11 protein-coding genes are annotated in these 14,076 nt (G+C 31.4%); 4 read left to right on the forward strand and 7 right to left on the reverse strand.

Features of this window, described 5'->3' with window-relative positions:
• Nucleotides 1-148: 148 nt before the first annotated feature.
• The 4 genes from C1H87_RS00970 to C1H87_RS00985 form a co-directional block, all read right to left on the reverse strand.
• Nucleotides 149-1,489, reverse strand: coding sequence for a hypothetical protein (locus tag C1H87_RS00970; RefSeq protein WP_102754025.1), 1,341 nt, complete (start codon nucleotides 1,487-1,489; stop codon nucleotides 149-151).
• Between the two features lie 6 nt (nucleotides 1,490-1,495).
• The gene (locus tag C1H87_RS00975; RefSeq protein ID WP_158655080.1) at nucleotides 1,496-3,220 is read right to left on the reverse strand and encodes a hypothetical protein; all 1,725 of its coding nucleotides are present in this window, start codon (nucleotides 3,218-3,220) and stop codon (nucleotides 1,496-1,498) included.
• 5 nt (nucleotides 3,221-3,225) lie between these two features.
• Entirely contained in the window at nucleotides 3,226-3,897 is a 672-nt protein-coding gene (locus C1H87_RS00980; RefSeq protein WP_102754027.1) for a hypothetical protein, read from the reverse strand.
• Between the two features lie 380 nt (nucleotides 3,898-4,277).
• A complete protein-coding gene (locus C1H87_RS00985; RefSeq protein WP_102754028.1) occupies nucleotides 4,278-6,656 on the reverse strand; it encodes an Ig-like domain-containing protein in 2,379 nt (792 codons plus the stop codon).
• Nucleotides 6,657-6,905: 249 nt separating this feature from the next.
• Here C1H87_RS00985 and C1H87_RS00990 point away from each other — a divergent pair, with 249 nt between their 5' ends.
• The 4 genes from C1H87_RS00990 (at nucleotide 6,906) to C1H87_RS01010 (ending at nucleotide 10,913) form a co-directional block, all read left to right on the forward strand.
• Nucleotides 6,906-7,802, forward strand: a complete 897-nt coding sequence (locus tag C1H87_RS00990) for an STAG domain-containing protein (RefSeq protein ID WP_102754029.1) — start codon at nucleotides 6,906-6,908, stop codon at nucleotides 7,800-7,802.
• 387 nt (nucleotides 7,803-8,189) lie between these two features.
• A complete protein-coding gene (locus tag C1H87_RS00995) occupies nucleotides 8,190-8,846 on the forward strand; it encodes a hypothetical protein (RefSeq protein WP_102754030.1) in 657 nt (218 codons plus the stop codon).
• A gap of 614 nt (nucleotides 8,847-9,460) precedes the next feature.
• Nucleotides 9,461-10,234, forward strand: coding sequence for a sensor histidine kinase (locus tag C1H87_RS01005; RefSeq protein ID WP_102754032.1), 774 nt, complete (start codon nucleotides 9,461-9,463; stop codon nucleotides 10,232-10,234).
• Nucleotides 10,221-10,913 carry a response regulator transcription factor gene (locus C1H87_RS01010; RefSeq protein WP_102754033.1) on the forward strand — a complete coding sequence of 231 codons (693 nt, stop codon included), beginning with the start codon at nucleotides 10,221-10,223 and terminating at the stop codon, nucleotides 10,911-10,913. Before C1H87_RS01005 ends, C1H87_RS01010 begins: the two co-directional genes overlap by 14 nt.
• Nucleotides 10,914-11,126: 213 nt before the next feature.
• On the opposite strand, the gene C1H87_RS01015 is transcribed toward C1H87_RS01010, so the two are convergent.
• The 3 genes from C1H87_RS01015 to C1H87_RS01025 all read right to left on the reverse strand — a co-directional run bounded on the left by C1H87_RS01015 (nucleotide 11,127) and on the right by C1H87_RS01025 (nucleotide 13,739).
• Nucleotides 11,127-11,921: a hypothetical protein gene (locus C1H87_RS01015; RefSeq protein WP_102754034.1), complete on the reverse strand. Its 795-nt coding sequence runs from the start codon at nucleotides 11,919-11,921 to the stop codon at nucleotides 11,127-11,129.
• A 177-nt stretch (nucleotides 11,922-12,098) separates the two neighbouring features.
• On the reverse strand, nucleotides 12,099-12,893 hold the full coding sequence (locus C1H87_RS01020; RefSeq protein ID WP_102754035.1) for a hypothetical protein: 795 nt from the start codon (nucleotides 12,891-12,893) through the stop codon (nucleotides 12,099-12,101).
• Nucleotides 12,894-13,127: 234 nt separating this feature from the next.
• Nucleotides 13,128-13,739, reverse strand: a complete 612-nt coding sequence (locus tag C1H87_RS01025; protein WP_102754036.1) for a hypothetical protein — start codon at nucleotides 13,737-13,739, stop codon at nucleotides 13,128-13,130.
• Between the last annotated feature and the right edge of the window lie 337 nt (nucleotides 13,740-14,076).

A 14,076-nucleotide genomic window follows, 5' to 3' on the forward strand; every position in this document is an offset into this window, starting at 1 on the left:
AATTAACAGAGTTTCAATTCTTGATCAGAAAGATCGAAACCTTATAGGCAACTTAATTGAATATGAAACGAGCAAATATTAATAGGGTTTACCTCAGGGATTCTTTGTTTCAATAAATTCTTTATTGATCTTATTTATAATATACAGGTCAAGGTTTTATAAATTGACCAAGAAAATTACGATTGCTTTCCTTTAACCATACTTGAATCAATAGCTCATCATTTGTTGTTAGTTTAGCAGAAGTACGACCTAATAATTGTAAGTAGTTATTTTTAACCGGTATTAAAGAAAACTCTAGCGGATTTTCCAGATATCTATTTATATCCATATGAGCATTTAACTTATACTTTTCTGCTTTCAACATACTGCTGTCAAACAGTTTTTGAGTAAAAATAGTTAGGCTCTTTTTCTGCTTTTGCGCGTACATTTTATATAAAGGCATAGCCGTAAAAAGCGTATCGTTTTCAACAACTTGAATGGCATTATTGGTATAAAAATACTCAAAAAGCTTAGCATCACTTCCTAGAGCAATTGCAGTATGCGGTACGTTATTTTCTTGAACCGATTTCTTTTCTATTTTATTAAAATCGTCATCATACTCATAAGTAACAATAGTATCTATTTCCTTGTTAATTGCTTTTAGATTAAATAATAAATGTCCATTCCAATGATTTACTATGGAATCCATTGATAGTTTGGTAAACTCCCTGAATTTTGTTTTGTTTTTGTTAGTTAAGAGTGACTTGAAAATAGCATGATTCCTATTGATTTTAGTTGAAAGAAATGCAAGCGCCCCCTCAGAATATGGCACATAAGAATCGGCTAAAAAGAGATTAGAATGCAGTTTGCCTTTAATCTCAAAAAGGCCGTTTTTAAAATCTGCTTCTAAAAAGGCGTCTTTTGAACTAACGTAAGTTATATCACTTTTTGAATTTAATATAGGTTTAAGTAAATCTACGTCCTTTTTATAAAACTCTGTTTCATTAAAAATAGATTGAATTACAGCATTTACAGGGGCATGAGACTGTTTCTTATACGCAATTAATACATTTTCGCTAGATATCGCTACAACTATATTCCCTTTGCCAAACAATTCCAACGCCTCATCTGTTAATGTTTTGAAGCCTTGTTGCAGCAGATAGTTTTCAAGTTCGGTGCGATCTTTAAGTTTAAAAAAACTGCTAAACCAGGCACTTTTAAAATTAGAGTCATTAGTAAAAAACAATATATTTCTTGGAATAACTATAGCTTTTTTAAAAGACGCATGATCTTCTTTCTTTTTTGTTTCGAAACTAATGTACTTAAATGGGTTTTTAAGAGCATCAACTAACAAATGATGCTCAATTTGACGAAGATCGATTTGTACAACCTCGGTAGCTGTAATTGGTATTTTACTTTCAATAACCAAGGCACGTTTGTATCTAAAAAGATACAGTGCCAAAACCACAAGGGTTAGAGCCAAAAAAAGATACGCCAGCCTTTTTTTCATCTAAATTTATTTCGCTAGAGCATCAATAAGGTTAAGAAATAGCTTTAACGAGTTTTCCTCAGAATTCGCTGTATTGATATTCATTTCCGAAAGCAATTTATTGCCTTTAATCTTTAAGGTCTTAAAGTAAGCATCTTTAAGACTTTCTTTTGCGTAATTAAAATATCTGCGTTCTTTTCTACTCAATTCAGATTCAGGTACTTTAGATATTAATTTCTCTCCATTTATATATAAAACCGAACTACAGCTTTTTATTAGTTTTTGATGCTTACCAGGATTTTTGATAAAACGGTTATTTACAATATTCGAAATTTTTTCCTCGGAAGTGGTAAAGAACAAAATATCATTTTTTATCGCAGCATATAAATATAAACCAAAGGGGACTTCTTTTTGTGGTATATTTATCTTAAAATAGCCATTCTTATCTTCAAAAAGCTTCTGCTTTACACCCAAACGAGCTGCTTTATTTAACAGTTTATCTTTTTTCGACCCGATCATGATAGTAAAATCTGGTACTATTTCGTTTTTTGTCCGTGTAGTTTCTTTTCTATTATAATCCTCGTCAAATTCGTAACTCGTATAAGTTACTTCTTTCTCTTCAAAATTGTCTAATGTAAATAACACATCGCCAGTTATTAAGTCACTAATGGCCTCTTCATCTAATAGAAGAGATAACAAATCAACAACTAAGTCTAATTCTCCCTTTTTAGTTGGCACAGCTCTATCAAAAACACGTGCCTGTAACTTAGGATATTCTTCTAAAAGGGCCTTTGTGTTTAAAGAAAGGCTCATATAAGCCAAGGTCTCGTCATAATTTAAATAATTAAAAAACGCCTTGTCTATTTTAGAATTGTAGAAACTTTTAGACGACTTTATTAAATCCGAACTCATTTCCATTTCGGTGGTCATTCTGGCAGCACCTTTGTCAAAATATAAATTAGCAACAACACTTTTAAATCCATATAAATTGGATATAGACTCCCATGGTATAAGAGATGAAATAGCATTCCCGCCATACATATCAAACATTACATCGCTAATTAATTGACCATAGTCACTAAGCCAAACAGATGCTGCTGCATTTTTATCTTTGCTAGATGCGTAGCTTTTATTACTTAAAATAGAAGTTTCTCCATGTCCTTTAATAACATTGAAAGCATGTATTTTTGCCCATTTTGAAGTCAATGCTTTTTTCAATTGATAATACGTTATATCCTCATGTTCCATTTGAGACATAAACCGTTCTTCATGTTCTTTAAAATAAGGACGGCCTTTTTCGTATGCAGAAAATAAAAGTAAATTATCGTTCCATACCGTTATGAGTCTATTTTCTGCCATGACACGTAAACCTTCTTCTGTAACGATGCTTTCTTTATCTCTTGGAGACATTAAACTTTCAAACTTGTTTTTATCTGTTAACTTAATTAAGAAAGTATGATAACTTATACTATCGGTTCTCTTAAAAAAATAAAATGCTTTTGAGTTTACATCGAAACCCAAGTCTTCAATACTGTTTAGTGTTAATTCAGACTCACTATTCCTGCTAAGTTTTTCGAGCATTTTTTGAGCAAAACTATACTCATTAAACTTGGCAATAGGGACTAACTCGGTTAAACGATCACCATTTACGGAAATAACAGCTTCTGCACTGTTTGGTATTTTACTTTCAATGCTTTGTGCCATACTTGCATAAGATGCAATAATAGCAACGAATAGTAGGATTTTTTTCATGGTACTTACTTCTGTAGTTTTATTTGATTTTTGATTGAACTTTTATTTTTAATAACATCTTGAGCACTCACTCTTAACATGATTGCTTTTTTACTACCAGATATTTTAGCAATGGGGTTTTTTGAGGAAACAATTGGGCTTTCAAAACGGTAAATAGTTGTCATTGTAGCATTTTCGAGTACCTTACGGTCTTCCATGTTTGTTTTTTTAAACTCGCGTGCAAGATCATAATGATAGTTTCTCGTAAACGTGTTTTGGGTTTTGTTGAAACTAAAATGTTGATGTTGTTTTATTATAGCCGCATCCTTTTTAGCACTAAAATTGGAGATTACCGTATTTAAGGCTTCAACATTCGTAAAATCACAAGAAACAGTAAAAATGTATTCGTCAAAGTTGGAAGAATTTTCAACGTTGGAAATGCCTTTAACGCGCTTTACTTTTTGAATAACTTCTGCTATTTTATTTTTTATCTCGGTTTTAGAGGGAACTTTGTGGTTGTTAACACTATCGAGCAGCATTATAGAATTTAGTTTGGTTTTACTTCGGCTCAAATTCATGGTAAGTGTTACATGCCCCGAACCATCTTTATTAAAGCTAACCTCTTCTATAATTTCGAAACAACTGGTGCAAAGAATAAATAATCCTAAAAAAAATACCTTAAATCCCTTTTTGTGCATTTTAACTTTTAAGCAACAAATTTAATATTATTATAATAATATGAGGTGTTGTAGGTTAAAATATATTTACTCTATCAAGTAACTAGTATTTAAAAACTTAATAGCTCCTGAGTATTCAAGGTTTTTCGGCTAAAAATTATATCTAAAAGAGTATTTAGGGTAATATTTAAAAAAAGGGAGCGTCTCAATAGTAATAATACTCCAATCTATCTGGTTAAACCTTTTGGTTAAAAACTCAAAACAGATACGGTGCTTACTTTTGAGACACTCCCTCAGATTGCTTGAAGAGGGCAAAGCATATATTTATTTAGTTCATAGTAGGTTATAGAAAGCGTAATGCAAATACAATTTAGCCTCCACTTGGCTACTAAATGAAATCATTAGTCCTTTACTATTTTTTTCAACACAGAATGATTTCCAACCTGTATTTTCAAAATATAAATACCCGTTTTTAAATCTTCTACTTCAATTTCAAGGGTGTTGACTAATGGTACTTTTGCTTTCTGATAAACTAATTTTCCATTAATATCATATAACATGATATCCCCTATCGATTCAATATTTGGCATGTCTACAGTAAAACCGCTTTTAAAAGGATTTGGGGATAATATAATAGCCTTATTAAGCGCTTTTAAAGACGTGTAATTAGTCTCTTTATGAAGACTTGCAAGAACAGCTTTGTTAGTTGCAGCACTACTAGTATACTCAATGTGAATTAATGCAGCACTAGACGATGACCCATCATACGATTCTGCGGTTCTTTTACCTGTACCCGTTATAATAATAGCCATATTGTTTCCAGAATGCCATCCCGATCTATTTACGATTTCCTGTATAATCGATTTTATTTCTGGTGTTCTCTCACTTGATCCGGCTGCTCCTGCCGTATTCCACGCTGATGGATTCCATGCAACGGAAGCAGTCGTTGTACTTCTTTCTGAAACATTGTTTGTCGATGTAGTAAACGCAGGCGCATCATTGGCGTCATGACCTTTAATCGTTAGCCCGGCACTACCAGAGGACGTTTCATCTGCTGTAAATTGAATATATGCTTTGTTAATAGTCGCTCCCTGAGGGATATTAATATCTTTAAATCGAAGTCCTACAACTTGGTTGCCTTGCGAGTTATAACTGTCGTACACAAGTTCTATATCAGAGCTGTTTGTATAAACAACTCCATTTGTTTCATTCTCCTCAACATCATCCAAGCTACTGGATATACGCTTCTCAATAGTTTGTGCTACAACACCCACAGCAATATTTACAGTATCGGTTGTGGTAGTAAGCCCATCATTATCTGTTGCAACAGCTGTTAATGTATATGCACCATCCGATGGGATGTTGTAATTTTTAGAATAAGGACTTGTAGCGTCTGTTCCTATAGAATTTCCATTTACAAAAAATTCTACATTAGCTATAGTTCCATCTGAATCGGCAGCACTTGCATCAATCGTAATATTTTGTGGCGCTGTATAAGATTGACCATTAACTGGACTGGTAATACTGCATGTAGGTGAGCTTAGGTTTCCTGTTATGGTAACCACAGATCCATTACTAGGATTCCAAATATCAAGATTAGAAGGAATGGTAAATCGATTGTTGTTACTCACCTCCCCTACTTGATTGGCGTTATCGACTTTAATGGTTCTTACCTCAATTTTTCCTTGATCTACAAAGATCCATTTAAATTGATTGAATCTGCCGCTATTTCTCGTCCAACTTTTGTTATCGTTGTTAGAACGTAGCGGTGCACCCCAACAACCTTCTCCAACGTAAATCGTACCATTATTATCATCTCTTGCAAAGCCTTCATCGCTACTGCTACCTGTTGATGGTCTTACTGGCCATGTGGTTTTTACAGTATGCGCATCGCATTCTACGACTAACTTTACACCATGATCGTAAAATAATGACGACCAGTTATTATACTGGCTGTTCCCTTCTCGTTTTGAGCGTACATGCGGACGCATGGGCTTGTGATACTGAGCTATCTTCCAGGTTGCGTTATTGTTAGATTGTAAATCTGAAGATAACCAGCTTGTCTGACTCCCCGAAATTGATATTTCGGTATTTAAGGTATAAGTTCTAATTAAAGACCCACCAAATGTAATGGCATAATATACACTTGAAGAAGGCACATCGAATAAATTGTAAATAGAATTGTTCGAATCTTCATGGTTCCCCCTAGCTGCTACTATTGGAAACATTCTTCCATCATCTGCTATGGTATATTGCCAATCGTTAAACCAGGTATTCCATTCAGAGCTACTATCTCCATTAGTCATGTCACCTCCAAATAAAACCGCATTTGGCTTTAATTTTGCGACCAATTTATTCGCATTTATTCTAGGAGTTCTATTGTTTCTGGAATCTCCTCCTGCTATAAACGACAATCTATCCGATGGGTTATTAGAACTTGTTCTGAACCAAAACCTGCGACTGGTACCTTGGTTATCGCGAAGTACAAAATAATAATTTGTATTAGGCTGTAATCCAGTTAGGCGGGCAAATCTGTTGTTCATGCTCTTGTAATTTACAGAGCGCGACACTGTTTTACTATTAGGATAAGAACTCCAATTCGTTCCAAAATCTGTTGTACCATAATACACAACGGCATTACTACCCGAAACCTGATTCCATCCTATAACTATAGATGTTGCAGGATTATCTCTAATGGTTAATCGGTATTTGTTTGTGTCTGCATTAACAACAAAAGTAAATGCAATAAAAAGTAAAATGAGGGGGGACGTTTTTTTCATAAGTAGGTTTAAATATTTAGGTTTATTATATCAAAGTAACAAATATTGAACATGCAGTGTGTTATCCTTTTGTTATTAAAACATTACAAAATGACACGTTTAATATTAAGCTTTTATGAAATAAAAGTATTAGTGTAGGGCAAGGAATTTTCGCATACAATATAACTATATTTACTTAATATAATATCGGTTTTTTTCTTAAATTTTGAAAAAATATTATAGTATTTTTGTTATACAAATCTTAAAAATATGCTCCGAAATCGCCTACTATTAATCCTTAAGATTGCCTGCTTTTGCCTTTTTTTTGGTAGAGCCTGGCAACATTTGGTATGGGATATTCCAATTCGATCTTTATTATGGGATCAAGAACTTATGGAAGTGTTAATTACTTGGTTAACCGATATGTCATGGCAAGAATATGCGACAAGTACATTACAAGATACTTTTATTCAAACCGGGAAAATAGTTTTTGGTGTTTTTTATTTGATTTGCGCCTTACTATGCTTCTTTGTTAATGAAAAAAGAAAATGGATTGGAAATGTATTGTTAGTTGCTACTTTTTTTCTAATATGTCTTGCGTTTCTATACTATAAAGAACGTTTTTTTCATTTAGGTCAATTGCTGGAATACACCACTCAAATTGCGACACCCATATTGCTTTATCTTTTTGTATATACCGATATAATTAATAAACGACTCATCCTATTTGGTAAAATAGCTATAGCACTTACTTTTATTTGCCACGGATTGTATGCTATTGGTTATTATCCACAACCTGGAAATTTTGTAGACATGGTTATTCAAAATACATTTATAAGTGAATCGTCTGCAAAATCTTTTTTAAGATTAGTAGGTTTAATAGACATTCTAATTGGTATAGCTATATTTATTCCTATCGTTTGGAGGTTTTTTATATGGTATGCTTTAATTTGGGGGTTTTTAACAGCTGCAGTTAGAGTTACCACTAACTTTTATATGGACTTCCCTTGGCAAAGCTTAAATCAATGGACTCCCGAAATGCTTTATAGAATACCTCATGGTATGATTCCACTTTTTGTTTTAATTTTAGCCAATTCCCTAAAATCAGCAAAGGAAGAGATTCTACAATTCAAGAAAAGAAGTTATTTTTCAACTAACGAAAAATAAACCTTTTCATCACATATTACTTTGTTTGCATTAGGACAAAAAAAATTCAGGAAAAAGGATTTTCTATTATTTACTCATGTCCTCAAATACATAAGTCAATTGTGTTAGTAAAATTATAACGTTTCTCACATTGTCTTTAAAGAAAAAACAAGCATTAAAGTCAACCTTTTTATTGACTCTTATGGTTAGTGTATTTTTATTATACTCAATAAATTAATCTAAATAGACATCAATTTTATTCAATATACATTCTTATTACACTACTATCTATTTGTAAAAAAATATTTACTAAAACTAAGGGTTACAAATAAAACTTTTTATATATTGTATACATCTACCATTGTATCTCTAATAGTGGTATCATGTTTACCCAAAACTACCAACACAATGACTCTTAACGAAATCAAAGCATGTATCCTAAACTGGGAAAATATTATAAAAGAAGGTAATTCGGAAACGATCATACATTATCTAAACCAAGGTTTTTGCTTTCAAATTACAAAAAGTGAATATTTAAAATGGAAAGATAAAAAACCAAAGAATATACATGCCTATCTTGGTGTTTATAACAATAAGCTAAAATTTTTTATTATTGATTCTAAATCCGATAAGAATGGGGATTTTTCAGATACTATTTTAATTAAGGATTTCACCTATGGTATCGACCCCTCAGAAATAATTAAACCAATTACTTTAAAAAAGAAAATAACTTTAACAGAAAATCAAGCTTTAGATAGGAGTTTTCGCTGGCATATCCGCTGTAAAGAGTGGCTGCAATCAATACAAAATGATCCATTAAAGCAAATGTTTAGAGTCATATCTATTCCTTTTCAAAATTACGTGCAAATTTTTCAATCCAACACAATAGTTACTAATTTTTTTGGGTTGCATAAAGGAAAAACGAATGAAGCTTTAGAAATTGAGATTATAGTTTCTAATGAGTACGGAGAGCATAAAATTCCAAACGAATACAAGGATTTAACCGTGCCGGTACCTCCGTTTAGCGCTCAAAATTCTCGTATTTATTTTAATTTATTAGATTAAAAATTGGATTATATAAAACTAGGAAACCTATTAAAGTACGTTCCTATTTGTTTGCTTTCTTTTAGTATAATTTTACTTGTAGGTAAGCGTTATAATAAACGGGGGGCTTTATTTTTCTCTTTTATTTGTGTTCTCTTATTTTTTGAACTTATTTCGTTCTATTTTGGCAAGTATCAAGCTAGTAACATATTTTTAATTCCTATAATTGGATATACCAATTTTTTGTTTTTACTACAATGGTATACTTCACGTATGCAATTAATAACTAAAAAACTTAAAATTGCACTTATAGTATTTGGTGCTGTTATTTTAATATTTAATTTTTTATTACTTACCGGGACACGTTCTTTTTATTCGTACGGAACAATGCTTTATAACTTATCTATTGTTATTTTTAGCCTACTATACTTTAATGCTGTCATTATAAAGAAAATAACTTCAACCAGACATTCATTATTATTAAATATCAGTATTTTATTCTTCTTCTTAACTGATGTTATTATTTCACTAGCTTTAAATTATTTAATAAATCAACATTTAAACTGGGTAGCCCCTTTTTGGATTTTCCGTGCAATATTATTACAACTCTTTTATATTTCATTAATTCTATATGTATGGAACACTGGCAAAACCCAAAAGTTATAGCTTTTTGGCTATGGATTATAGTGTTGATCTTTATGCTTATGGCTGTATTTATATCATTTTTAGTGAGAAACTATGTATTTCAAATAAAAAAAGAAGAACAAAAAAATAATGAATTAAGATTAAACATTCAAAAAGATTTATTGTTAAATAGTATAGAAACGCAGGAAAAAGAAAGAACCCGGATAGCAGAAGAGCTTCACGATAATTTTATAAGTCAGTTAAATATTATTAGATTGATGAATGCTAATAATTATGAAAATGACATTATTAATAATAAGATTGTGGAGTGTATAAAGGCTGTTAGAAAAATGTCTCACGAACTTACACCTCCCTTTTTAAACACAATTAGTTTAGAGGAATTGATGGCAGAACATATACAGCCTTTGAACCAAAGTTTTTCGGTAGATTTCTTTAGTAATTTATTAGTACAATTAGATTTAGTAGCACATATTAAACTCCAAGTATTAAGAATTTTTCAGGAAATAATTACTAATATTATAAAGCATGCTAATGCTACAGTTATAAAAGTGTTTTTGAGAATTTCTAAAAAATGGCTTACCTTACAAGTAGTAGATAATGGCATAGGGTTTAATTCTAATATTAGAAAAGGTATGGGCTTAAAAAACATCGAATCACGTGCACAAATATTACAGGCTGATTTTCGATTTAATGCTCCTTACAGCAAAGGTACATCCTTTATAATTTGTATAAACTTAGAGAAATTGAACAATGAAAGCAGATAATTTTTGTATTCGTTTGGGCATTGTAGATGACGATCTTTTAATTGTTCAATTATTGAGTGATTTTCTAAGACAATCAAACAACATCGAAGTTGCTCTAACAGCTTTAAGTGGAAATGATTTTTTAGAAAAACTCAGTTCGTCCGAAAACACACTAGATATTGTACTTCTAGACTTACGCATGAAAAATGGCACTGGATTAGAAGTCTTAAATGAGTTGCTAAAACAACCAAAGCGCATAAAAATTATTGTGCTTAGTACGTTTTATAAATCTTCTTTTTTAGGACAAATGCTAAAATTAGGTGTTGATGCCTTTTTACCTAAAGAAATTGACCTAAAAAAACTGATTCACATTATTAAAACGGTACACCATAAAGGGCATTATTTTTCTCAGGAACAAATCGACATTATGAGAACCCAAATTTCTCCTAAAACGCCCAAATTACATATACAACAGAAGGATCAACTTACAGAAAGAGAGATTGAAGTATTACAATTAATTTGCAGTCAACTTACTTCTAAAGAAATTGCAGAAAAACTATTTGTAGCTACAAAAACTGTAGAAAACCACAAGAGTAATTTATTTCTAAAAACAGGAGTAAAAAACACTGCAGGCTTAATTATATATGCCATTCAAAACAAAATTACAAACCCAGACGAATTAATTATATTAGAAAACTAATCGATCAACTTTATAAATGTATTGCTTTTAACTCCATAGCATATCCTACAGCCTTTGCCCAATCACCATTAATATCACTAGAAAACTGCCAATTCATCTTGAATGGGATCTATGATTTTTTTAATAATATCATCAATTGGAATATACCCAGATCCTGCACCCTTTTTTGTTATATCATTCATTTTATATACTTTTTTAGTTTATAAATTATTCTTAACCTATTTGTTTTATAAGCCAGGGCGAGTTGGGGTTTATATTTTTTTCACGAAACTTATATGCCAGGGATATTATAAATTGATTAAATGTTGGAAAATCTTTGAAAGTAGCAAGTGTACTAAGAACACATTGTATTCTTAATTCAAAAAAACGTATTTCAGTAGAATCGGATATCTCATCCCTCCATCCTATACCTGCGTATACCTCTCCATCTTTATACTGCGAACAATAAAAAGGAAACGATTCAGGAACGATGCCTATATTCTGGGAAATAATTTCACCCAAAACTGTTGTAGATTCATCTAAATCTGTTTTACTATTAATAATAGTCCCTTTTTTATAATAAATTACGATTTTATCGGTCTTTAAACGTGCTTTTTCCGGATCTGAGTTGATATAAATTTTAAAAGAATTGATATTACACACATTATCAGGAGTAATTAAATTAGATACTATTTCTAATACTTCATGCACACATGCTACATTAACCACAATCAACCTGTCAAATGCATTGCAACTGTTAGTTAACTTGATACGATAATAACCACTCTCCGGAGTTTTAACTCCCTCTGGTATTATGGCTTGAACATACTGTAAGTTGTAAAGTTTAGATAACATATAACGTGATTCTTTAAATGTTCCATAATAAAAAAAGGTATCACTACAAGTTAAATAGTTATATAAATAGTTTAATTTGATTTTATCTGGAAGCCCCCTGAAATCCTTATACTTCTGCTTTGTTTGTCCTATATTCTTTTCCAAAATATTGTAACATGCTTGGTACTGTTTCATTGTTCTATTTCTACATTATTAAATTTGGTAATACGACAACGGTTAACTTTATATTACTAATCAGAATATACAAAGACCAAAAGATGGTTGTACGCGCTACTTTGTAATCTTAATATATTCTGATAGACATGTTTAAATAACTATAAAATGATAGTCATTTACGATCAATTTTAAGTTTTAGCAAGCATCCTTAACGATTTGTTTCATTAACCATGGTTTCTCAGGGTCTATACTTACGTTAAAAAATGTAGTCTTTAAACCGCTATAGAAATCTTTGAAACTCGGAAAGCTTTCTTGGAATCTAAGTATTTGAAGAATACATTTTACCCTCAACATAGAAAAGCTTACTACAGAAGGCTCAAATGTCTCATCACCCCATCCTATCCCGATGTGAGGTATGTAGTAAAACGGGAATAATTCTGAGATAAAAGCAACAGCAGCATTAGAAATATGCTCTATAATTTGATTAGTGGTAGCGTCAAGTCCTGATTCAGGATTTATAATCGCTCCTCTTTTGTAATAAATTACAATCTTATCATCTTTTAAAGAATCTTCGTCTGGATCTGAATTAACATAAACTTTAAATTCATTAATTTCACTAATCGCTGCGCAACCAAGAATTGCTTGTGCGATTTGATACATCCCATCCATACTTTTTACATTTATTACAATACGTCTATCTGATGCTGGGCGTTCGTTATTTATAAAGATGTGGTAATAGTCTGAAGAACCCCAAGGGAAACTTGGGTTTTGGGCTAAAATAAGACTAACATTTTTATTTTTCTGTAATTCATTTAGCATATGTTTTGATTGCTCCTCTGTCGCTTTATAATGTAGTGATTCGTTCATTGTTAAATATTCATATAAATCATTGAACTGCTCACCGGCTTGTTTTTTTTTAAAGGCCATATATTCCTCTGGTGTTCCAATACGATGTTTTAAAATATCGTAGCACGCTCTGTATTTCTCCATTGTTTTATTTTTTTATGTGATTATTTTTAATCAGTTTTTATAATACAGATTAGCCAAAACCAAATGCTACGCAAAACATAATAAAAAGATATAATGACCCTATTTCACATAGGTGTGTGTGATATATGCGTAATATGATATTTGGCTAAATCTGAAAAAAGTTTAATGCACGACTTTGCTTTTTAATAAGAATTGTTACATCTTTTTCAAGTTGTATCTTACCTTCCCATTTAACTAAGCATACACAACATTATCTAGTGAAAATTCATAAGGATTAGAACTTCCTCCTGTCATTACGATATCGGCACTTAAAATTCCGCTTAACGATATCTGGGTATTAAGATCTTTTATAACCGCAGAGTTCATTACTTCACCCTGTTGAATTTCTGAAGTCACCCCAATAAAGATTTTAGGCAAGAATTGAAATACAGCTTTTGAACCTGGTGCTACTACCTTTTTCTTTGCTAAAAGTGTACCACTTCTATAAATGTTTGCACTAATAGCGCCTTTATTTAAATGATTGACTACTTCAACATCTTTGGGACTTGATGTGTATTCTTTTGTTAATTTAAGAACGTCCCCAGTATCGTCTTTAATCATTTCAAATCTATTTCCAGGAAATGCTCCAAGTTTTCTAGTAAAGTTCCCATGACTATCTCCTGCAGAAACTTCCATATCGTATGAATACTCAAAAGGATGATTGTCTCCTTCTCCGCAATTTTCAATAACCTTCCATGCCACGGCCAATTGGTCATAAGATGTTGCTGCATTCTTTTGAAAAATAACAATAGACGAATTACTTCTGTCATTCGACTTGTTAATGAAATTCAATTTAATTTTGTTCATAATTTTTAAATTTTAAGGTTTATAATAAATTTTTAATACTTCAAATGTCCGGTTTATCGCAGCCAGTTTTATAGGTGGATTTACCCATATATAAAATTTGAGTAATTATACCTGACAGGTGTTTTTAGGTATATGAAGTGTGATTATTAGAAAATTCTAAAGGCTGTTTTTGCTATATAATTTCAGAAATTATAGAAGCGTATAGAGAACACGTTTTCCTACTTTTTTGTATAGAGAAAATTGATATTAAAAAAATAGTATCAAGAATTGAATTATTTGGATAACTATAAACGAAAACGTTTTTTTAAATTAGATATAATTTGTCAGTTCTCTTAAT

Source organism: Flavivirga eckloniae (assembly GCF_002886045.1).
GTDB lineage: Bacteria > Bacteroidota > Bacteroidia > Flavobacteriales > Flavobacteriaceae > Flavivirga > Flavivirga eckloniae.